The organism is Sphingomonas sp. KC8, from assembly GCF_002151445.1.
GTDB lineage: Bacteria > Pseudomonadota > Alphaproteobacteria > Sphingomonadales > Sphingomonadaceae > Sphingomonas_E.
On sequence record NZ_CP016306.1, the window covers coordinates 3,833,883 to 3,854,295 of the forward strand.

20 protein-coding genes and 1 tRNA gene are annotated in these 20,413 nt (G+C 64.0%); 8 read left to right on the forward strand and 13 right to left on the reverse strand.

Annotated features, from left to right (window positions below; translation table 11 throughout):
• Nucleotides 1-37: 37 nt before the first annotated feature.
• Nucleotides 38-1,564: a methyl-accepting chemotaxis protein gene (locus KC8_RS18305; protein ID WP_010126804.1), complete on the reverse strand. Its 1,527-nt coding sequence runs from the start codon at nucleotides 1,562-1,564 to the stop codon at nucleotides 38-40.
• Nucleotides 1,561-1,884, reverse strand: coding sequence for a hypothetical protein (locus tag KC8_RS18310; RefSeq protein WP_010126806.1), 324 nt, complete (start codon nucleotides 1,882-1,884; stop codon nucleotides 1,561-1,563). Before KC8_RS18310 ends, KC8_RS18305 begins: the two co-directional genes overlap by 4 nt.
• Nucleotides 1,885-2,081: 197 nt before the next feature.
• Between KC8_RS18310 and KC8_RS18315 the strand changes: the two genes are divergently transcribed.
• Nucleotides 2,082-2,504, forward strand: coding sequence for an OsmC family protein (locus tag KC8_RS18315; RefSeq protein WP_029624712.1), 423 nt, complete (start codon nucleotides 2,082-2,084; stop codon nucleotides 2,502-2,504).
• 14 nt (nucleotides 2,505-2,518) lie between these two features.
• On the opposite strand, the gene KC8_RS18320 is transcribed toward KC8_RS18315, so the two are convergent.
• The gene (locus tag KC8_RS18320; protein WP_010126808.1) at nucleotides 2,519-3,298 is read right to left on the reverse strand and encodes a helix-turn-helix domain-containing protein; all 780 of its coding nucleotides are present in this window, start codon (nucleotides 3,296-3,298) and stop codon (nucleotides 2,519-2,521) included.
• 100 nt (nucleotides 3,299-3,398) lie between these two features.
• Here KC8_RS18320 and KC8_RS18325 point away from each other — a divergent pair, with 100 nt between their 5' ends.
• Both KC8_RS18325 and KC8_RS18330 read left to right on the forward strand, forming a co-directional pair.
• The gene (locus tag KC8_RS18325) at nucleotides 3,399-4,688 is read left to right on the forward strand and encodes a CaiB/BaiF CoA transferase family protein (protein WP_050805447.1); all 1,290 of its coding nucleotides are present in this window, start codon (nucleotides 3,399-3,401) and stop codon (nucleotides 4,686-4,688) included.
• A gap of 12 nt (nucleotides 4,689-4,700) precedes the next feature.
• The gene (locus tag KC8_RS18330) at nucleotides 4,701-5,462 is read left to right on the forward strand and encodes an SDR family NAD(P)-dependent oxidoreductase (RefSeq protein ID WP_029624713.1); all 762 of its coding nucleotides are present in this window, start codon (nucleotides 4,701-4,703) and stop codon (nucleotides 5,460-5,462) included.
• Nucleotides 5,463-5,511: 49 nt separating this feature from the next.
• On the opposite strand, the gene KC8_RS18335 is transcribed toward KC8_RS18330, so the two are convergent.
• Nucleotides 5,512-6,318, reverse strand: a complete 807-nt coding sequence (locus tag KC8_RS18335; RefSeq protein WP_010126811.1) for a ferredoxin--NADP reductase — start codon at nucleotides 6,316-6,318, stop codon at nucleotides 5,512-5,514.
• A complete protein-coding gene (locus tag KC8_RS18340) occupies nucleotides 6,315-6,764 on the reverse strand; it encodes a hypothetical protein (RefSeq protein WP_010126812.1) in 450 nt (149 codons plus the stop codon). The genes KC8_RS18335 and KC8_RS18340 overlap by 4 nt, the downstream gene beginning before the upstream one ends.
• Nucleotides 6,765-7,077: 313 nt before the next feature.
• Here KC8_RS18340 and KC8_RS18345 point away from each other — a divergent pair, with 313 nt between their 5' ends.
• Together KC8_RS18345 and KC8_RS18350 are read left to right on the forward strand one after the other, a co-directional pair.
• On the forward strand, nucleotides 7,078-9,150 hold the full coding sequence (locus KC8_RS18345) for a TonB-dependent receptor domain-containing protein (RefSeq protein WP_374952956.1): 2,073 nt from the start codon (nucleotides 7,078-7,080) through the stop codon (nucleotides 9,148-9,150).
• Between the two features lie 315 nt (nucleotides 9,151-9,465).
• On the forward strand, nucleotides 9,466-9,888 hold the full coding sequence (locus KC8_RS18350; RefSeq protein ID WP_157663941.1) for an SRPBCC family protein: 423 nt from the start codon (nucleotides 9,466-9,468) through the stop codon (nucleotides 9,886-9,888).
• A 70-nt stretch (nucleotides 9,889-9,958) separates the two neighbouring features.
• Here KC8_RS18350 and KC8_RS18355 read toward each other — a convergent pair whose 3' ends face one another.
• The 4 genes from KC8_RS18355 to KC8_RS18370 all read right to left on the reverse strand — a co-directional run bounded on the left by KC8_RS18355 (nucleotide 9,959) and on the right by KC8_RS18370 (nucleotide 12,836).
• Nucleotides 9,959-10,753, reverse strand: a complete 795-nt coding sequence (locus KC8_RS18355) for an SDR family NAD(P)-dependent oxidoreductase (RefSeq protein ID WP_010126816.1) — start codon at nucleotides 10,751-10,753, stop codon at nucleotides 9,959-9,961.
• Between the two features lie 101 nt (nucleotides 10,754-10,854).
• The gene (locus tag KC8_RS18360) at nucleotides 10,855-11,244 is read right to left on the reverse strand and encodes a nuclear transport factor 2 family protein (RefSeq protein ID WP_010126817.1); all 390 of its coding nucleotides are present in this window, start codon (nucleotides 11,242-11,244) and stop codon (nucleotides 10,855-10,857) included.
• Nucleotides 11,245-11,345: 101 nt separating this feature from the next.
• Nucleotides 11,346-11,421 (reverse strand) — tRNA-Thr (locus tag KC8_RS18365).
• 101 nt (nucleotides 11,422-11,522) lie between these two features.
• Nucleotides 11,523-12,836, reverse strand: a complete 1,314-nt coding sequence (locus KC8_RS18370) for a replication-associated recombination protein A (RefSeq protein ID WP_010126818.1) — start codon at nucleotides 12,834-12,836, stop codon at nucleotides 11,523-11,525.
• A gap of 213 nt (nucleotides 12,837-13,049) precedes the next feature.
• Between KC8_RS18370 and KC8_RS18375 the strand changes: the two genes are divergently transcribed.
• Entirely contained in the window at nucleotides 13,050-13,637 is a 588-nt protein-coding gene (locus KC8_RS18375; protein ID WP_010126819.1) for a PadR family transcriptional regulator, read from the forward strand.
• 11 nt (nucleotides 13,638-13,648) lie between these two features.
• A complete protein-coding gene (locus tag KC8_RS18380; protein ID WP_010126821.1) occupies nucleotides 13,649-13,981 on the forward strand; it encodes a DUF2218 domain-containing protein in 333 nt (110 codons plus the stop codon).
• A gap of 123 nt (nucleotides 13,982-14,104) precedes the next feature.
• Here KC8_RS18380 and KC8_RS18385 read toward each other — a convergent pair whose 3' ends face one another.
• From KC8_RS18385 to KC8_RS18400, 4 genes are all read right to left on the reverse strand, one after another.
• Nucleotides 14,105-15,394, reverse strand: coding sequence for an adenylosuccinate synthase (locus tag KC8_RS18385; protein WP_010126822.1), 1,290 nt, complete (start codon nucleotides 15,392-15,394; stop codon nucleotides 14,105-14,107).
• Between the two features lie 15 nt (nucleotides 15,395-15,409).
• Entirely contained in the window at nucleotides 15,410-16,525 is a 1,116-nt protein-coding gene (locus KC8_RS18390; protein WP_010126823.1) for an ATP phosphoribosyltransferase regulatory subunit, read from the reverse strand.
• Nucleotides 16,526-16,617: 92 nt separating this feature from the next.
• On the reverse strand, nucleotides 16,618-18,195 hold the full coding sequence (serA, locus tag KC8_RS18395; protein WP_010126824.1) for a phosphoglycerate dehydrogenase: 1,578 nt from the start codon (nucleotides 18,193-18,195) through the stop codon (nucleotides 16,618-16,620).
• Between the two features lie 135 nt (nucleotides 18,196-18,330).
• Entirely contained in the window at nucleotides 18,331-19,485 is a 1,155-nt protein-coding gene (locus KC8_RS18400) for a phosphoserine transaminase (protein ID WP_010126825.1), read from the reverse strand.
• Between the two features lie 226 nt (nucleotides 19,486-19,711).
• Between KC8_RS18400 and KC8_RS18405 the strand changes: the two genes are divergently transcribed.
• Nucleotides 19,712-20,359: an extensin family protein gene (locus KC8_RS18405; protein WP_029624716.1), complete on the forward strand. Its 648-nt coding sequence runs from the start codon at nucleotides 19,712-19,714 to the stop codon at nucleotides 20,357-20,359.
• Nucleotides 20,360-20,413: the final 54 nt, after the last annotated feature.

Genomic DNA, 20,413 nt, shown 5'->3' on the forward strand with positions numbered 1-20,413 from the left:
ATAGGAATGGACGGCCGTTTCTGCAAGGGTGCGCTTGTCAGGCCGCCCGCAATTCGGAAAGCACGCTGCGCACGGTGTCGTTCAATTCGCGCGAACGATCCGAAACGGCCGATGCGATACGATCGGTCTGTTCCATCGCGCCGCGCATCTCATCGATCGCGCTGCTCAGCGCATCAGCCTCGCCCGACGCCAGCGCGATATGCTGCGCCATCTGTTCGGATGCCGTCGCGATTTCGGTGGTGGCGGCAATCTGTTGCTGGACGACGTTGGCGATCCGCGAAGCGGACTGATCGATCGAATGCACCGACGCCGACGCGACCGTGATTGCCCCCGAAACGCTCAGCACCGCGCTGCGGATATCTTCCAGTTGCTCTTCGATCTGGCAGGTGGCCTGCGCTGTTTGGGCCGCGAGCATCTTGATCTCGGATGCGACGACGGCGAAGCCGCGTCCCTCGGCGCCCTCACGCGCGGCTTCGATCCGTGCATTGAGCGACAGCAGGTTGCTTTTCGTGGCGATGGCCGAAATCAGTTTCAGGATCGTGCTGGCCGATTCCACCGTTGCCGCCAGCGTCGTCACCTTGGGCGAAAGATCGGTGGTGGCTCGCGTGCCGGTGAGTGCGGTTTCCCGTGCTTCGGTGGCGGTGCGGCCGACTTCAAGGATCGATGCGACCAGCCGTTCGGTATCCGCCGCCATGGCGCGGACATCATCTTCGGCGCGGGCGTGGGAACTGCACAGATCGCCGGTGCGCGCGACCGTCCCTTCGAGGGAGCCGATGAGCCGGGTCTTGCTGATCGAAAGTTCGCTGGCCATCCGGCCGAGTTCCGCGACAATCGCGCCCAGCCGCGCCTCGATGGCGTCCGCCGCGAGCCGCCTGCGTTCGGCGGCTTCGGCGGCCGCCCGGATCGCTTCTTCCGCTGCCCGCTGGCGATCGGCATCCACCTGCGCCCGTTCAAGGGCGATCAGCGCCGCATCCGATTTGGCGCGGGCGTCGTCGGCCTCGATGCGCAGCGCCCTGCTCGTCTTCGCTTCCTCCGCGGTCTGGACGATCAGCGTTGCGAGATGCCCGGTCAGCCACAACAGCACCGCCGTCTGCATGACGACGATGAAGGCGTGCAGCAGCACCCGCGGCAGATCGCCTTCGCCGGAAAACACCCAATGGGGCGCAATATAGTTGAACAGCAGGTGATGCGCGGCAATGAAGCCCGCCCCTGCGAGTATCACCCGTCTGTCGCACAGCACCGCCAGCGTGGCGAGCGCGGCGAAGAAGTACATGTGCAGGTCCATCTGCCATGGATGGCCTTCGAACGGATAAAGAAACAGCGCCGGAAAGCTGACGGCGGTAAGGCCGATGATCAGGCGCACTGGCGCATCGATCCGTCCGGTGCCGAATACCAGCAGGGTGGGTATGATGCACAGCAGCGCGCCCAGCCCGGCGATCAGCAGCGCATTGTCGCTGCCGACCAGCCAACTTGCCAGGTAAAGGGTGGGAACATTGAGCCAGAATAGCAGGACCAGCAGACGCGCGCCCGGCCGGCGAATGGTCAGCAACGCATCATCATTCATGATCTGGCCCTCCCGGCATTGTCCTGTCCGCAGGGTGCGGCGGAGGAGGGCAAGGCGATGATTCCCGCCGGCAGCCCGGCGGCCAGCAGGCGATTGCGGTCGCCGAATACGACGAGCGACGCGCGCAGCGGCCCGGCGCGCAGCGGTGTTGCCCCGGCCGCTGCCGCCCGATTCAGGATCGCACCCGTCGAAAGCCCGCTGACTGAAACCAGCAACATTGCCCCGTGCGGCGGTGGCGCCAGATTGGCGGCCAATATGGTGCAGATGATAATCACGGCCTGCATATAGCAGCAGGTTTTCAGGCTGATGTGACGCGTCATCGGAATTGCCTTGTCACGGTGCAATATTGGTCCCGGCCAAAGGTGATCTGATTATGTTAAGGTATCGTAACGATAATTATTATTGGTATTCTTTGGGTCCGGCCTGCGTTTGCCTGCGCGGCCGTTGCCCCGGTCGGTTGGCGGGGGCATCGGCGGCTGATAGAGTGGACGCAGCGGACGGCTGGAAGGGAAAGAATGTGAGTGAGGCGGTGATCAGCGTGCGCGCATCCGAAACCGGCGCCAGCGCCTTTGCCGTGCAGATCGAGGCTGGTCCGCACCGGCTGATCGGCGACGAACCGGCCGCAATGGGCGGCGCCGATCTCGGCCCGGCGCCGTATCAGATGCTTGCCGCGGCCCTTGCCGAATGCACGACGATGACGGTGCGCTGGTATGCCCGCCAGCAGGATTGGCCGGTCGATCATGTCGCAACCGACGTGACCCACCAGAAGGGCAAGGTCGAAGGGCGGCCCGGCAGCACCGATATCTTCCACAAGACGGTGGCGATTTCGGGCGCGTCCCTTACCAGCGATCAGCGGGCCAGGTTGATCGATGTCGCCGCCAAATGCCCGGTTCACCGTACGTTGGAAGCGGCCGCCGCCATCTCCACGATCGCCGCATAGCTGGACGGCGCCTGTCAGGCACGGGGCGCGAGCTTTGCTGCAATTTCGGCACAGGCTTCGCGCAACGCAGGCAGCAGCCGGGTGGCGGCTTCCTCTTCCTGCATCGCTTCACGCAAATACATCACGTTGAGCGCGCCCATCGCGGCATCGCCGTTCATGATCGGCACGGCCAGCGTGGCGACCGTGCCGTCATATTCGCGGGCCGCATAGTGCGGATCTATCGTCGCAAAACCGTTGCGGCGCACCGTTTCGATCACTTCATCGATAGTGCCGTTGCGGGCCGGCAGGTTCCAGGGGTCCGAATGCCCGGCCAGTTGCGTGATGAGCCTGGCGCGATCGGCTTGCCGTGCGAAGGCCAGGTAGGCCTTGCCCAGCGATGTTGCCAGCAGCGGCGCCCGATAGCCGGCCTTGCGGTTGAAGAACAGCCGTCCCTGCGCGCGGCTGGTGGCGGCGACGATCATGTCGCAGCCATCGGGAATGCCAATGTCGGATGGCCAGCCGATCCGCTTTTGCAACACTTCAAGAATATCGCCGCTCAACGATTTGATGGCTTGAATGGCGTCGTAGCCGGCGCTGAGTTCGAGTGCCATTCCACTGACCGAATAACGGGCGGTTTCCTCGTCCCGCGTAACATAGCCGGCGGCGGTCAGCGTTTCGATCATCCTGACGATGGTGGCCTTGTTCAGCCCGGTTGCCTGATGGATGTCGCCGACATTGGATCGCGGGTTCAGGCTGATGTGTCGCAGCACGGCCAATCCCCGCAGGACGGCTTCGACTGGTTGATAGGATGGCATGGTGCGCTCCGCGATGGACGGTTTGAAATCGCTCTTTCAAAGCTATGCCAATTCCCCTTATATATTGAAATATAATTTCATCAGATGAAATGGAACGCGCGTGGAGGATGTTCGAAGTCCGGTGGAGCCACAGGCTCGCGGGCCATTGGCCGGGTTGAAGGTGCTCGATCTGTCGCGGGTTCTGGCGGGGCCATGGGCCACGCAGATGCTGGGGGATCTGGGTGCCGAGGTGTTCAAGATCGAACAGCCGGGCAAGGGCGACGATACCCGCCACTGGGGGCCGCCCTTCCTCGACGATGGTTCCAACGATGCGGCTTATTATCTGGCGATCAATCGCAACAAGCAGTCGCTGGCGATCGATCTGGCGCAACCCGAAGGGGCGGCGCTGGTGCGCCGGCTGGCGATGGCGTGCGACATTGTGGTCGAAAATTTCCGCGTCGGCGGGCTGGCCAAATATGGCCTGGACTACAACACCCTATCTGCGGCCAAACCCGGCCTGATCTACTGTTCGATCACCGGTTTCGGGCAGGATGGGCCTTATGCCGATCGCGGTGGCTATGATTTTCTCGTCCAGGGAATGAGCGGGCTGATGAGCGTGACCGGGCGCCCCGATGGCGAGCCGGGCGCCGGGCCGATGAAGGTGGGTGTGCCGGTCAGCGATCTGTTCACCGGGTTGCATGCGGTGATCGCGATTCAGGCTGCGTTGCGTCATCGCGACGCGACCGATGAAGGCCAGCATATCGATTGCGCATTGCTCGACACGCAGGTCAATATCCTCGCCAATCAGGCATCGAACTGGCTTAACGGGGGCATGGTTCCGGGCCGATTGGGCAACGACCACCCGAATGTCGTGCCCTATCGGGATTTCCGGACAGCAGATGGCAACGTGCTGGTTGCGCTGGGCAATGATCGCCAGTTCTTCCGCTTTTGCCGCCTTCTTGGTCTGGACGGGCTGACCGAAGACCCGCGTTTCCGCAACAATGCTTCGCGCGCGGCGAACCGCCCTGCGCTGATGGCGGCGCTGGAATCCGCGATCGCGACGTGGACATCGGCCGAACTGATTGCGGCGATGGAGCAGGAAGGCTTGCCCGGCGGCCCGGTCAATTCCATCCCGCAAATCTTCGATGATCCACAGATCAAGGCCCGTCAGCTGGTGCAGACGTTGCACCGCGACACGGGCGCGCAAGTGCGGGTGCCCGGGTTTCCGGCGCGCTTGTCGCGGACGCCGGCAACCTATCGCCAGGCGCCGCCCCGGTTGGGCGAAGATACGGATGACGTGCTGGCGGAACAGCTTGGCCTGGACGGCGGTGAAATCGCCCGGCTGCGCGCCGCGGGCATTCTGGGCGCCGCGCCTGCATCCGCGCCCGCGCCGACATCGAATGAAGAATAAGGAGAAGATGCTGTGAGGCTAGCCAATAAGCTTGTTGTCGTAACCGCCGCGGCGTCAGGCATGGGCCGCGCGGGTGTGGAAGTTTTCGTACGCGAAGGCGCATCGGTCGTGGCGATCGACGTCGACGCCGCCGCGCTGGACAGGCTGGCGGCCGACGTCGGCCCGTCGGTGACGACGCTGGTCGCCGATCTCACGGATCGCGATCAATGCATCGGCGTGGTGCATCGCGCCGCCAAGCTGCTCGGCGGGATCGATATTCTCTGGAGCCATGCGGGCATGCCGGCGCCGGGCAATGTCGAAAAGATCGATCTGGCGGCCTATGACCGGACGATCGAGCTGAACATGACGTCCAGCATCCTGATCGCGGCCGAAGCGGCTGATTATATCCGCAAGCGCGGCGGTGGCGCGATCCTGTTCACTTCATCCAGCGCAGGGCTGGTGGGATCCATGGGCAGCCCGCTTTATTCCGCCCAGAAATTCGCGATTGTCGGGTATACCAAGGGAATGGCCCAGCGCCTCGCGCCCGATCGGATCCGCGTCAACGCGGTGTGCCCGGGGATCACCGATACGCCGATGATGCCGGGCTTCTTTTCGGCCCGTGGATCGGAAGAGGAAGCGGCGGCATTCAAGGCCAAGTTCCTTGAATCCATCCCGCTCGGCCGTCCGGCGGAAGCGGTGGAAGTGGCCAACGCGGCGCTGTTCCTGGTGTCGGACGAGGCATCCTACATCACCGGCATTGCGCTGCCGGTGGATGGCGGTTTCACCTGCCGGTAACCGAACGGATGGGACGATGGGATGCCTCCCCTTCGGCGGGGGCATCCGGTCAGCCCGCAAAGGCGCGTTCGATCACATATTCGCCGGGTTTCGCGTTTGATCCTTCCGCAAAGCCCATCCCATCCAGCCTGCCCGCCAGATCGCGGATCATATCCATGCTGCCGCACAGCATGATCCGGTCCGCCGCCGGATCGAATGCGTGCGGGCCGGCCAGTCCGTCGAACAGCCGCCCGCTTTCGATCAACGCGGGAATGCGGCCGGTGGTGTGGAACGGTTCACGCGTAACGGTTGGCAGATAGCTGAACTGCAAAAGCGCCTGATCCTGCACCAGCGGATCATCGGCCAGCTGGCTTTCCAGCGCGGCGCGAAAGGCCAGATCCCTTGCGCTGCGGACGCAATGGACAAGAATGATCTGGCCGAAACGATCATAGATGTCGGGATCGCGGACCAGGCTGAGAAACGGTGCCAGGCCGGTGCCGGTGGACAGCAGGAACAGGCGGTTACCTGGCACAAGCGCGTCCGCAACCAGCGTCCCGGTTGGTTTGCGGCCGAGAAAGATCTGGTCGCCAGGCTGAATCGCCTGCAACCGGGATGTCAGCGGGCCATCGGGCACCTTGATCGACAGGAATTCCAGTTCGTCGGCATAAGCCGGGCTGGCGATGGAATAAGCGCGCAACAGGGGCCGCCCGTCGCCGGGCAGGCCGATCATCACGAATTCGCCGGATCGGAAGCGGAAACTGGCCGGCCGGGTGATCGAAAAACTGAACAGATGATCGTTCCAATGCCGGACGGCGCGCACCTCTTCCACCGACAGGGCGGCTGACGGGGCGACGAGCGCGGTGCTGCGATTGCTCATGAAACGGCGCCCTCCACCGGGGATTCCAGCCCCGATGGCGCCAGCATCAGGTTGCACAATTTTGTCGTCGCCTCGTTCAGTGCGTTGGTCACCAGATCGACGACATCCTCGTCTACCATCAGGCGCAGCGTATCGCGTGCCCGATCGGTCGCGCCTGCCGCAAGGTCGCGCCAGATGCCGAGCAGCACGGCTTCATCTTCGCCGATGCGCGGGCAATCGAGCGGAGAGAAGGCAAGCTGATCCAGCGCGTCGCGATTGAGCAGCGCCATCGCCATGTGCAGATCGGGCAACACGGGCAGGGCGCCCATACGCGCGAAAGCGGGGGCCAGGGCGGCCGGGGGGCAATGGCCGGCGCCCAGCGCGTGCACCCATGCGCGCATGGCCCACAAGGCGAAGCGGCTGCCATTGTTCAGCCATATGGCGGGCCGATCGATGAACGAATACATGGGGCCTCCTCGGCGGGCACGCGGATAATTGCGATAAAGTCGCATTAGCAATAGATGGTGCATCCGGTCAAGCGGATGGCCCTGGTCTCGCTCCGCCGATGGACGCGACCGATCGGATCGAGCGTGTTTTTCTCTTTTGATGACAAAATATTGCATGATCGCTCGCCACGCCTTTTGGCATTGACGCTGGCTGCCCTGCGCCCCAACAGCCCGATAAATGCTGATGCAAATTATTCGCAATATCGAGGGTGGAATGGTCAAGGTGGCAGGAAAATGCGGGCGGCATATCGGCGCGGGGGTGAGTGTTCTGGCTATGGCAATTGCCGCCAGCCACCCGGCCGCCGCCGAGGATGCGGCACCGAACAATCGCGACATCGTCGTCACGGCGGCGGGGTATGAACAGAAAATAGCCAAGGCGCCGGCCAGCATCAGCGTGCTGGATCGCACCGAATTGCAGGAAAAGCGTTTCGGCAGCCTTGCGGAGGCCCTTCAGGATGTCGAAGGTGTCGATGTCGGCGCCACCGCCGGCAAAACAGGGGGTCTCAACATCTCGATCCGGGGCATGCCGAGCGAATATACGCTGGTCCTGCTGGATGGCCGCCGCCAGAATGCACCCGGCAGCGTCACCCCCAATGGCTTTGGCGAAACGTCGACCGGTTTCCTGCCGCCATTTTCCGCGATCGAACGGATCGAAGTGGTGCGCGGGCCAATGTCCACGCTTTATGGTTCGGATGCGATGGGTGGTGTCGTCAACATCATCACGCGCAAGGTGGGGGAGCGCTGGGCGGGCACCGTGAGCGCGGAATCCACCGTTCAGGAACATGGCGACTTCGGCAATATCCGCTCGGCCAACGGCTATGTCCAAGGGCCGCTGGTCAAAGGCCTGATCGGCTTGTCACTGCGGGGCAGCGCGTATCGCCGCGAAGCCGCAGCGTTGAAATATGAAGATGTCGGGGGGCAGCAGATCCCGATCACGGCCTTTGGCCGCAGTCCCACCCGTTCGGAAATCTATACCTATGGCGGGCGTGTGAGCATGACGCCGCATGCCGATCATGATCTGTGGGTCGAATATGATCGGTCCGAACAGAGCTATGACAATAGCCGGGGGCAGATGGGCACCAACAGCGTGCAGGGCGGCTATCGTCCCGAATTGCGTTTCAACCGCGACAATTATGCGTTGGCCCATACGTGGCGCGCGGGCATCGGGGTGATCGAAACCACGCTGACGCGCAATGTGACCGAAACGATCGGGCGCACGGTGCCGCCCAACACGCCCGGCGTGGCCGCTGGCAGCCCCCGTACGCTCAAGGCCACCAACAGCATCATCGATTCCCGCTTCGTGGGGCAGGCCGGGCCGGTATCCTACACGGTCGGCGGGCAATATTGGCACGCCAGGATGGTCGATGCCGTTGCCCCGGCGCCCTACAAGTTCGAACAATGGGCCGGGTTTGCGGAAGCGACGTGGACGATCGTCGATGGCTTCAATCTCACGGGCGGCGCGCGCTATGACGATCATTCCACCTTCGGCGGCAAATGGTCGCCACGCGTCTACGCGGTGTGGAACCTGAACGATGCGCTGACGATGAAGGGTGGTGTCAGCCGGGGCTTCAAGACCCCGCAACTCAACCAGATCGCCCAGGGCATCGTTGGTTTCGGCAATCAGGGGCGGCTTCCCCTGATCGGCAGCCCCGGCCTGAAGCCCGAAACCAGCGCGACGTATGAAGCAGGCATCTATTACGATGACGGGGGCGTCTTCAGCGGCAATATCACGTTCTTCAACAACGAGTTCACGGACAAGATCGCCAGCGGCCCCGATATCGCCAACTGTCAGTTTGCGGCCAATCCGAACCGTCCGGGCTGCATCGATGTCGGGCCATTTCCGGGGGTGGAATGGTTCGGCCAGTCGATCAACATCGACAAGGCCGTTACGCGCGGCGGCGAAGTGGCGGCGCGCTTCGCGCTTACCGAAGCCGTAACGCTGGGCGTCAACTACACATATACCGAAAGCGAACAGAAAAGCGGCGCGGATAAGGGGCTTCCGCTGATCGGCACGCCCAAGCACATGCTGAACGGCAATGTGCGGTGGAAGATCGATGCGGTGGCCAGCCTGTGGGCGCGCGCCGAAATTCGTTCCAGCCGATATCGCGGGGCGGGCGCGGCACAGGATGCGCTTGGCAATTATAAGGGCTACGAACTGTTCCACCTGGGCGGGGCGCTGCAGATCACGGATCAGTTCCGGCTGGCTGCCACGATCTTCAATGTCCTTGATACCAATTATGTCGAATATCTGCCGCATCCCAGCGGCGCTACGACGACCTATTCGTCGGAATATTCGAACAACCAGGAAGGCCGGCGCCTGTGGATTTCCGCGACGGTTGATTTCTGATCGCTGGTCCCGTCTTTGCGAAACTGAAAAAGCCTGCCCGTGACGAACGGGCAGGCTTTTTCATGTCATGGTGCGTCCCGACAGTGGCCGTGTGCGCCAAGGCAACACAGCCGGCCATTATGTTGCCTATCCGACGCAAGCCCCGCCCCGCTGGAGTATCCAGTCGCGCGTCGAACGGGCTATGGTTGCAACCATGGTCCATTCCTGTGCGAAACGGGATCGTGTTCGCGTGCAGATCAGTCTGCCCGGCGCACGGTTGGAATGCGCGATATCAATATGGATGACGGTTAAGGGAGAGCAATGGCGATGGGTAATATGAACCTGAAGATTCAGCGTGATTTCGATTTTCCGATTGCGCGCGTGTGGGATGTGCTTGGCGATTTCGGCAATATCGGCTGGGGCGCCCCCGGCATTCAGGTTGATCAGATCGGCACCGGCCCGGGAATGACGCGCCGTCTGCACATGCCCGGCATGGAGCCGATCGATGAGGTGCTTGAAGCCATCGATCATTCCGCCCGCCGCTTCAGCTACACGATTCCCCGCGGCATGCCGATGCCGATCACCAATTATCGGGCCGAGGTCGAACTGGAATCGCTCGGCGACGATCGTTGTCGTGTCCATTGGGGGGCGGTGGGCGATGCCACCGGCGATTTCACCGGCGAACAGGCGGCGGAAATCCTCAACGGGGCTTACGCCCAGATGCTCGATGCGTTGAACGCCCATCTGAGCCAGGGCTGATGCTTGTCGCCGGTCGGGGGGCGCCATCGCTCCCCCGATCGGCCAGGTGATCAGGTGGCGCCGCTGCCGGTCAGCCGGGATGGCGCAGGATACCCCCTTCGACGCGCAACGCGGCGCCATTGGTGGCCGAAGCCTGTGGCGAACAGGCATAAATGATCATGCTGGCGACCTCGTCGACCGTCGCGAAGCGCTGGAGCAGCGATGTGGGGCGGATCGCGTGGACAAGATGGCTTTCCGCGTCAGCGCGCGGAACATTCGCCCGAACGGCATAATCGTCGAGATAGGTTTCCGCATTGCTGGATGCGGTCGGCCCCGGCAGGACGCTGTTGACGGTTACGCCGGTTCCCGCAGTCAGTTCGGCCAGGCCGCGCGCCAGGGCGATTTCCGCAGCCTTGGCGACCCCGTAATGGATCATGTCGGCCGGGATGTTGAGGCCGGATTCGGAAGCGACCAGGACAATTCTGCCCCAGTTCCGATCGAGCATGCCGGGCATGGCCGCCCGTGCAAGGCGCACCGCAGCCATCACGTTGATATCGAAATGTCGTCGCCAATCCTCGTCGACGGTATCGAAAAAGGCGGTCCAGTCGAATGTCGCGGCGTTCGACACGATGATATCGATGGCGGGTTCCGCCGCCAGCAATGCCGCCACGCCCTCGGCAGTCGTAATATCGGCGCTGAACCCCCGGACCTCAGAGTCGCCGCCAGCCGCGCGGACCGATGCGACCGCCGTCGCCACCGCCTCCCGGGTCCGCCCGTTGACGATCACCGCCGCGCCGCAGGCGGCCAGGCCCTGCGCCGTGGCCAGGCCGATGCCGCGGGTTGAACCCGTGACCAGTGCGGTGCGTCCGGAAAGATCCACTCTCACTGCCGCTCTCCCCCCTATGCAAGGTGGCATCATGCGCCGCCATCCGGTTTGTCATAACCGCTGATGGCCGCCCAGGCGAAATGCCCGCTGGGCGGCACATGTCAGGCAAGGGTGAGGTAGATTTCCGCCTCGATCACCCAGTCGGCGCCGATCCTGCGCCACTTGGCAACATAGGTGCCCGAAGCCAGGGGCAGGCCGGTTGTCGTCGCGATACCCTGCCATCGGCCCTGTTCCAGGGCGATCGGTTCAACCGATGACACTTGAACCGCGTCGGCGGTGCGTGTGTAGATCGTGCGGTCGGCGGCCGCGAATTCGCGCTTCCATGCCAGAAGTTGCGCCTTGCGACCGGATAGGATGGCGCTGTCGGTGCCGGTGATGAGAATGGCGTTCGGCGCAAGCAACGGGGCGATGGCGTCGAGGTCCGCCTCGGCCAGGGCACGGTTGAACGAGGCACGGCACAGCCGAATGGCGAGATCGGGCGAAGGCGTCATGCGCGGATTCCAAAGGTGGGCCGGGTGTGGCGGCCCTCGTTATCACAGGCAGGCCAGCGACAATGGCCCGCAGGCGGCTGAAGGCACTGGCTTGACTGAAATGGTGCCGGGTAACGGACTCGAACCGTTGACCCCCTGATTACAAATCAGATGCTCTACCAGCTGAGCTAACCCGGCAGTCTTGCTGCTCCATGCGTCAGGGAATGGCGAACGTCTAGTCCCCGGTTGCAGGTAAGGGGCGATAAAATGGCGTGGCCCGGCCCCGCGCTGCGCGACTGTTACCGGCCCCGTCGTTCGTTCCGCAGCCTTTCCCAATATGCGATGCGTTCGGCGATCCTGGCTTCGAAGCCGCGCGGGGACGGGGCGTAATAGGTTTGCGGCGCCATCTCCTCCGGCCAATAATCCGCACCGGAAAAAGCGTCGTCCGTATTGTGATCGTAGGCGTAATCCTTGCCGTAGCCGACATCCTTCATCAGCCGGGTGGGCGCGTTCAGGATGGATTTGGGGGGCATCAGCGAACCGGTTTCCTTGGCCGATCGGAAAGCGGCCTTCTGGGCTGCATAAGCGGCGTTCGATTTGGGCGCGGTGGCCAAATAGAGGCAGGCCTGCACGATCGCCAGTTCGCCTTCGGGCGAGCCGAGGAAATCATAGGCATCCTTGGCGGCGAGGCACTGGACCAGCGCCTGCGGATCGGCGAGGCCGATATCTTCCGATGCAAAGCGGACCAGCCGGCGTAGCACGTAGAGCGGCTCTTCCCCCGCCGTCAGCATCCGCGACAGATAATAAAGCGCCGCCTGCGGATCGGAACCGCGCAGGCTTTTGTGGAGGGCCGAGATCAGGTTGTAATGGCCCTCGCGATCCTTGTCATAGACCGCGACCCGGCGGTGGAGCAGCGCGGCGAGGCCAGCCGGATCGAGCGGTTCGCCAATCGCGATCGAGAACAGCGTTTCGGCCTGGTTGAGCAGGAAACGCCCGTCGCCATCGGCCGAAGCGATCAGCGCGGCGCGGGCGGACGGCTGCAACGGCAGGGGACGGCCTTCGGCCTCTTCGGCGCGGGCGATCAGCGTATCGAGGGCTGCGGTATCGAGCCGATTGAGGATCAGCACCTGCGCCCGGCTGAGCAAGGCGGCGTTGAGTTCGAAGCTGGGATTTTCGGTCGTCGCGCCGACGAGGATCACGGTGCCATCTTCGACATAGGGCAGGAAACCATCCTGCTGGGCGCGGTTGAAACGGTGAATTTCGTCCACGAACAGCAAGGTGCGGGTGCCGAGGCGGGCGTGATCGCGGGCTTCGGCAAAGATCTTCTTGAGATCGGCCACACCGGAAAAGACCGCCGATACCGCCGCGAATCGCAGGCCGACCGCATCCGCCAGCAACCGCGAGATCGTCGTCTTGCCGGTGCCGGGTGGTCCCCACAGGATCATCGATGACAGGCGCCCGGCGGCGACCATCCGGCCGATCGCGCCTTCGGGTCCGGTAAGATGTTCCTGACCGACGACTTCGGCGAGCGCGCGAGGGCGCAGCTTATCGGCAAGCGGTGCGGCGGCGTCGGGCACGGTGGCGGCGGGGTCGGGGGCGAAGAGATCGGCCATCGGGCTGGATATAGCGTCAGGTTGGGACAGGAACAAAGGGTGGGGATTGACTAAATCATATCAAGATATATCTTAGACACATCTGAAGCGGCTCGACTCGCCCGAGTTCCGCCGGCTTCGACACAAGAAAGACCGCGATCCGCCAGGCGGATGGGTGGGGCCGCATGATGCGGACCACCCCGCCGGCCCGTCGCGGCACAGGAAACAAGACAGATGCGATTTGGATTTGGACATCATCATCACCGGCGCGACCGCGATTGCGGCCCGCGCCACGGCAGCATCCGGGCAGGGCGCTTTGCCATGAACTGGGGCGTGGAGCCGGAGGAGGGCGGCCGTCGCCGCCGGGTTTTCGACGGCGGCGAACTGCGTCTCGTGCTGCTGAAACTGATCGGCGATCAGCCGCGCCACGGATATGATCTGATCCGGGCGATCGAGGATCTGACCGGCGGCGCATATGCGCCCAGCCCCGGCGTCATCTACCCCACGATCACATTGCTGCAGGACATGGATCTGATCCGGGAAGCGGAGACCGAAGGAACGCGCAAGGCGTTTGCGATCACCGACGCCGGGATTGCCCATCTGGCCGAACGGCAGGCGGACGTGGATGCGCTGTTTGCCAGGCTGGCCGCGCTGGCCGAGGTGCGCGAACGCACCGATGCCATGCCGGTGAAGCGCGCCATGCACAATCTGCGTACCGTGCTGCGCCAGCGGCTGGGCCGCGAAGACGTGTCGAGCGAGACGATCCACGAGGCCGTTGCGCTGATCGACGAAGTGGCGCGCAAGATCGAACGGATGGGCTGACGGAGCAGGATATGAACGATATCATGGCAATGCCGGCCAGCGCCACCGCCACCGCGCCGACCAGCAATGGCGGCAAATATCTCCAGCAACTGTGCAAGCACTGGGCGCATAATCTGGCGGTGGAACTGACCGCCAACCACGGCCGGGTGACATTTCCCAAGGATGCACGCGGCGCGGATTTCCCGGCGGATGCAACCGCGACGTTCGATGCGACGGCCGACAGCCTGATCGTGCGGATCGACGCCAGTTCGGCCGAACAGCTGGATGCGCTGAAAGGGGCGGTTGCCCGCCACCTCGATCGCTTCGCCTTCCGCGAAGCACCCTTGCCGTTCGACTGGCGCTAACGCCGGATCGGGCGAAGGGGAAACCACCCCAAAAGTTGCGCCGGTCCGGCTTGCTTCAGGGCGACGGCAGCGCCGGGATGGCGGCAGGAGGGCGGCCGGCGGCCGGCGCCCTCCCGATACCTCTCAATCCTGGAACGGGTCGCGCACGAGGATGGTGTCCTCGCGCTCGGGGCTGGTCGATACCAGCGCCACCGGGCACTGGATCAGTTCTTCGACCCGGCGGATATATTTGATCGCCTGCGCCGGCAGATCGGCCCAGCTGCGGGCACCGGCGGTGGATTCGCTCCACCCTTCGATCACTTCATAAACCGGCACGACGCGGGCCTGATCCTGCGGGTGCGGCGGCAGATAGTCGTACTGCTTGCCGTCCAGCATGTAGCCGGTGCAGATTTTCAGCTCTTCGAACCCATCGAGCACGTCGAGCTTGGTCAGCGCGATTCCGGTGATGCCGGAAACCGCTGCCGACTGGCGCACCAGCACGGCATCGAACCAGCCGCAGCGGCGCTTGCGCCCCGTGACGGTGCCGAATTCATGGCCGCGTTCGCCCAGCCGCTGGCCGGTTTCGTCTTCCAGTTCGGTGGGGAAGGGGCCGGAACCGACGCGCGTGGTGTACGCCTTGACGATGCCGAGCACGAAGCCGACCGCCGACGGGCCAAGGCCTGATCCGCCCGCCGCCGTGCCGGCGATGGTGTTGGACGACGTGACGAACGGATAGGTGCCGTGATCGACATCCAGCAGCACGCCCTGCGCGCCTTCGAACAGGATGCGGTCGCCGCGTTTGCGGGCCTGATCCAGCGTGTGCCACACGGGTTTGGCGAACGGCAGGATGTAGCTGGCAATATCCGCCAGTTCGGCCATCAGCCGGGCGCGATCGATCGGCGCTTCGCCAAAGCCGGCGCGCAGCGCATCATGGTGCGCGCAGATCCGGTCGAGCTGAAGATCGAGATCGTCGAGATGGGCCAGATCGCACACGCGGATCGCGCGGCGGCCAACCTTGTCTTCATAAGCCGGGCCGATACCGCGACGGGTGGTGCCGATCTTGCCGGCGCCCGATGCGTCCTCGCGCAGGCCATCCAGATCGCGGTGGAACGGCAGGATCAGCGGGCAGGTTTCGGCGATGTGCAGGTTTTCCGGCGTGATCGTCACGCCCTGGCCGGCCAGTTTCGCCACTTCGTCGCGGAAGTGCCACGGATCGAGCACCACGCCATTGCCGATCACCGAAAGCGTGCCACGCACGATGCCCGACGGCAGTAGGCTCAGCTTGTAGACATTTTCGCCGACAACCAGCGTATGCCCGGCATTGTGTCCGCCCTGGAAGCGAACGACGCAATCCGCGCGCTCTGCCAGCCAGTCGACGATCTTGCCCTTGCCTTCATCGCCCCATTGGGCGCCGATGACGGTGACGTTGGCCATGATTCCTGTCCGTATTCAGATGGGCTGCGGCAAAGTGCCGTGCAGCCGGTGGGTGCAGCCCAGGGCTGCCGGGTCGTCCTGTTCGTCGAGCGCCGCGACGGTCGTCCAGCCATCGGCGCGCAAGCTGGCGGCGACGGCCGGATCGGCGTTGATCGGTACGAAGATGCGGCGATGCGGTTCCTGTCCCAGCCCGGCATCGACCAGCGGATCGATATAAAGCGAAAAGCCCGTGGCGGGTTCTTCGCGGCCGTCGGCGTGGAGGATGGTGTAGCTGCCACCCCGGCCGATTTCGCCCGACAGCCCTTCGCCGAACAACGAAAAGCCGATCCAGCTTTGATATTCGAAGCCGTGGCGTTCGGTGGGGTCCAGCGTCAGGCTGACGCGGCCGGCAAAGGCCGTGGCGATTCGCTCGACTGCATCGAGGCGGGTGGAAAGCGGGGCGATATCGCCCAGCGCGCGCAGCTTTTCGATCGCGGGGCCAACCGGGCCGGCGGCGGCCACCAGCGGCAGATAGGCGGCGGCATCAAGGGCTGCCAGCGCGCCGACATCCTTGGCGTCCAGCCGCTCGCGCACGCGTTCCAGCCGGGCGGGTGGCAGCGGCAATGGGCCGGCGGCCAGCGTTTCGATCAGATCGGGCAGGGTCAGGTCGACGGTGATGGTGGTGACACCGGCCGCCTCCAGCGCCTCGATCGCGACGCCCAGCACCTCGATCGCAGCGGCGACCGAATCGCTGCCGATCAGTTCGGCGCCGGCCTGGATCAGTTCGCGTTCGGGGCGCAGTTGCGTGGTCTTGAGCTTCAGGACCGGCCCGCCATAAGCAAGGCGCAGCGGCCGGGGGCGGTGCGTCATCCGCGTTGCCGCGATGCGCCCCACCTGGGCCGTGATATCGGGACGCAGCGCCAGGGTGCGCTGCGAAATGGGATCGACGACGCGCAGCAGATCATGCGCGCGCGCCGATTTCAGCCGGCCCACCAGTTCATCTTCGAACTCGGCAAGGGGCGGGGCAACGCGGTCATAACCGTTGCGTCCGATCGCGACGATCACCCGGTGCAGCAGTCGCGAAGCCGCTTCCGCCTGGGGCGGCAGCCGATCGCGAAGCCCAACGGGCAGGAGGCCGGGTGTGTTGGTCATGGGCAGGCTCTTAGCGTGGTTTCGGCGAGACGCCAGCCCAGCAGGGGCATCGTTTCCAACATCGACGGAAACGATGCCCCTTTTGGTCTCAATCAGAAGCTCAACGACTTCACCGTCTTCACGCCCGGCAGGCGGCAGATTTCCTGCATCACGGCTTCGTTCGTCGGCGAATCGAGCGACAGCAGCAGCACCGCTTCACCGCCGGCCGAACGGCGGCCGAGGTGGAAGGTGCCGATATTGACGCCGGCTTCGCCCAGCTTCGTGCCAAGCCGGCCGATGAAGCCCGGCGCGTCCTCGTTCACGACATAGAGCATCGTGCCGACGAGATCGGCCTCCACCTTCACGCCGAAGATTTCGACGAGGCGCGGCTCGGAATTGGCGAACAGCGTGCCCGCGACCGATTTTTCACCCTGATCGGTCGCGACCGAAACGCGGACCAACGTGTGGTAATCGCCTTCGCGATCATGGCGCACTTCGCGCACATCAAGGCCGCGTTCCTTTGCCAGGAACGGCGCGTTGACCATGTTCACCGTATCCGAATAGACGCCCATCAGGCCCTTCAGCACGGCGCCGGTGATCGGCTTCTGGTTCAGTTCGGCGGCGGCGCCTTCGACTTCGATCGCGACCGATTTGATCGCATCGCCTTCGAGCTGGCCGATCAGCGCGCCAAGGCGTTCGGCCAGCGCCATGTACGGCTTCAGCTTGGGCGCTTCCTCAGCCGACAGGCTCGGCACGTTCAAGGCGTTGGTGACGCCGCCCGACAGCAGGAAATCGGCCATCTGTTCGGCCACCTGGATCGCGACATTGACCTGCGCTTCGTTGGTCGACGCGCCAAGGTGCGGGGTGGAAATGAAGCCGGGGGTACCGAACAGCGGGCTTTCCTTGGCCGGCTCGCTGACGAACACGTCGAGGGCCGCGCCCGCGACATGGCCCGAATCGAGGGCTGCCTTCAGCGCCGCTTCATCCACCAGGCCGCCGCGCGCGCAGTTGACGATGCGCACACCCTTCTTGGTCTTGGCGATGTTTTCGGCCGACAGGATGTTGCGGGTCGAATCGGTCAGCGGGGTGTGGAGCGTGATGAAGTCGGCACGCGCCAGCAGTTCATCCAGCGTCACCTTTTCCACGCCCATGTCGACGGCGCGTTCCGGCGTCAGGAAGGGATCATAAGCAACCACCTTCATGCGCAGGCCGATCGCGCGATCCGCGACGATCGAACCGATATTGCCGGCGCCGATCAGGCCGAGCGTCTTGCCCGTCACTTCGACGCCCATGAAGCGGTTCTTTTCCCACTTGCCGGCCTGGGTCGACTTGTCGGCTTCGGGCAGATCGCGCGCCAGCGCGAACATCAGCGCGATGGCATGTTCGGCGGTGGTGATCGAATTGCCGAACGGGGTGTTCATGACGACGACGCCCTTGGCGGACGCCGACGGGATATCGACATTGTCGACGCCGATGCCGGCGCGGCCGACGACCTTCAGGTTCGTGGCGGCGTCGAGCACCTCCTTCGTCACCTTGGTCGCGGAACGGATGGCGAGGCCGTCATATTTGCCGATCATCGCGATCAGCTCGTCCTTGGTCTTGCCGGTGATTTCGTCCACCTCGATCCCGCGATTGCGGAAGATCTGGGCGGCGAGCGGGTCCATCTGGTCGGAAATCAGGACTTTTGGCATTTCGATTTCGCTTTCCAATTTGCCCGTCATCCCCGCGAAAGCGGGGATCCATATTCTCTGACGCTCGCGCGTTCATCGATGGCGTAGCGTCTATGGAGTCCCGCCTGTGCGGGAATGACGAAGGAAGGGGAGGGGTTAGGCGCGCGCTTGCGACCAGGCCCAATCGAGCCAGGGGCCAAGTGCTTCCACGTCGGCTGTTTCGACGGTTGCACCACACCAGATGCGCAGGCCCGGAGGGGCGTCGCGATAGCCGGCGATATCATAGGCCGCGTCCTGCGCTTCGAGCAGGCTGGCGATCTTCTTGACCAGAGCCAGCTTGCCTTCGTCATCGAGGCCGGTAACGGCCGCGTCGGCGAATTTCAGGCAGACCGAGGTGTTCGAACGCGAAATCGGGTCCGTTGCCAGATGATCGATCCACGGCGTTTGCTGCACCCACGCATCGAGCGCGGCGGCATTGGCGTCGGCGCGCTTGATCAGCGCCTTCAGGCCGCCGAGCGATTTCGCCCATTCCAGCGCCCAGATATAATCTTCGACGGCCAGCATCGACGGCGTGTTGATCGTTTCACCCTTGAAGATGCCTTCGATCAGCTTGCCGCCCTTGGTCATGCGGAAGATCTTGGGCATCGGCCATGCGGGCGTGTAGCTTTCCAGCCGTTCGACAGCGCGCGGGCCGAGGATCAGCACGCCGTGCGCGCCTTCGCCGCCCAACACCTTCTGCCAGGAGAAGGTGACGACATCGAGCTTGTCCCACGGCAGGTCCATGGCGAAGCAGGCCGAAGTGGCGTCCGCGATGGTCAGGCCTTCGCGGTCGTCCCTGATCCAGTCGCCATTGGGCACGCGCACGCCAGATGTGGTGCCGTTCCAGGTGAAGACGATGTCGGTCGACTGGTCGAGCGCCGCCAGATCCGGCAGTTCGCCATAAGGCGCCTTGACGACTTCGGCGTCGATCTTGAGCTGCTTGACGACATCGGTGACCCAACCTTCACCGAAGCTTTCCCAGGCAACCATCGTGGCCTTGCGCGCTCCCAACAGCGACCACAAAGCCATTTCGACGGCGCCGGTGTCGGAGCCAGGGACGATACCGATACGGTGCGTAGCAGGAACGCCAAGAATCTCGCGCGTCAGATCGAGCGCGTGGACGAGGCGGCTTTTGCCCAGTTTGGAACGGTGCGAACGGCCCAGCGATCCCGTAGCGAGATGCGCGGCGTCCCAGCCCGGAGGCTTGGCGCAGGGACCGGAAGAAAAATGGGGGCGCGCCGGCTTCGTGCCGGGGCGAGCAGTCTCAGTCATGTAGTCTCTCCTCACAGAGAGCACGCGCCGCGTTGGGACGGCGTGGCCCGCCGGCGCTTCTAGAGACACCGGCGATGGAGTCAATGCGCGGATAAGGAGTGATGGAGCGAATCGCACGATTTCGCTGTTTGCGATCAACGGTTCGCCGAATGGCGCCAACCGTTCGACTCATCCGCCATGGTGCGCGGATTGACGGGCGGGTGAAGGCTCGTCACCCAGTTTCGCAATGCGTATGCGCGGCCTTTCACTGTTGATGTTGCTGGTGCTGGCCGGCTGCGTCGGATCGCCTGCGGGAAAGCCGCATCGGCCGCCGCCGCGCGAACCGGCCGAAGATTCGCGCGCTTTGAAGCAATGCCTGGTCGATCTCGCCCGGTACGACGCAAAATTCACGGTTTTGCCAGATCGCTGGTTTGGCAATGGCTGTTCGGCGACGGGCGCGGTGCAACTGACGGCTATTGGTATCCCTGTCACGAATCTCGGCGCGATGAAGTGCCGCACGGCCGAACGGCTTTCGGCCTGGACCAATGAGGCGGTTCAGAACGCGGCGACGGCGTGGCTGGGTAGCCGGGTCATTCGAATCGAAAGTTTCGGGACGTATAATTGCCGGCCGCGCAACGGGGTTGCGGGTGCCAAGATGTCTGAACATGGACGGGCCAACGCCGTGGATATTGCGGCATTCGTGCTGGCTGATGGCCGGCGGGTGACGGTGGAACAGGGATGGAATGGTCCCGACAAGGATATCCGCAATTTTCTGCGTGCCGTTCACAAGGCGGCCTGCCGGCGTTTCGCGATCGTCATCGGCCCGGCGGGCGATGCGGCACATTACAACCATTTCCACTTCGACATGGGTGCGGACGGGCCATATTGTAAGTGAAGTGAATCCGCCCGTTTCAGATGCGCGGGCGCCGCCATTGGCGCGCGGCCCGAC

Coding starts and splice junctions, on each gene's coding strand:
- KC8_RS18305 (WP_010126804.1), bottom strand. CDS start 1,564: ATGAATGATGATGCGTTGCTGACCATTCGCCGGCCGGGCGCGCGTCTG.
- KC8_RS18310 (WP_010126806.1), bottom strand. CDS start 1,884: ATGACGCGTCACATCAGCCTGAAAACCTGCTGCTATATGCAGGCCGTG.
- KC8_RS18320 (WP_010126808.1), bottom strand. CDS start 3,298: ATGCCATCCTATCAACCAGTCGAAGCCGTCCTGCGGGGATTGGCCGTG.
- KC8_RS18335 (WP_010126811.1), bottom strand. CDS start 6,318: ATGAGCAATCGCAGCACCGCGCTCGTCGCCCCGTCAGCCGCCCTGTCG.
- KC8_RS18340 (WP_010126812.1), bottom strand. CDS start 6,764: ATGTATTCGTTCATCGATCGGCCCGCCATATGGCTGAACAATGGCAGC.
- KC8_RS18345 (WP_374952956.1), top strand. CDS start 7,078: ATGGCAATTGCCGCCAGCCACCCGGCCGCCGCCGAGGATGCGGCACCG.
- KC8_RS18350 (WP_157663941.1), top strand. CDS start 9,466: ATGAACCTGAAGATTCAGCGTGATTTCGATTTTCCGATTGCGCGCGTG.
- KC8_RS18360 (WP_010126817.1), bottom strand. CDS start 11,244: ATGACGCCTTCGCCCGATCTCGCCATTCGGCTGTGCCGTGCCTCGTTC.
- KC8_RS18370 (WP_010126818.1), bottom strand. CDS start 12,836: ATGGCCGATCTCTTCGCCCCCGACCCCGCCGCCACCGTGCCCGACGCC.
- KC8_RS18375 (WP_010126819.1), top strand. CDS start 13,050: ATGCGATTTGGATTTGGACATCATCATCACCGGCGCGACCGCGATTGC.
- KC8_RS18380 (WP_010126821.1), top strand. CDS start 13,649: ATGAACGATATCATGGCAATGCCGGCCAGCGCCACCGCCACCGCGCCG.
- KC8_RS18385 (WP_010126822.1), bottom strand. CDS start 15,394: ATGGCCAACGTCACCGTCATCGGCGCCCAATGGGGCGATGAAGGCAAG.
- KC8_RS18390 (WP_010126823.1), bottom strand. CDS start 16,525: ATGACCAACACACCCGGCCTCCTGCCCGTTGGGCTTCGCGATCGGCTG.
- serA (WP_010126824.1), bottom strand. CDS start 18,195: ATGCCAAAAGTCCTGATTTCCGACCAGATGGACCCGCTCGCCGCCCAG.
- KC8_RS18400 (WP_010126825.1), bottom strand. CDS start 19,485: ATGACTGAGACTGCTCGCCCCGGCACGAAGCCGGCGCGCCCCCATTTT.
- KC8_RS18405 (WP_029624716.1), top strand. CDS start 19,712: ATGCGTATGCGCGGCCTTTCACTGTTGATGTTGCTGGTGCTGGCCGGC.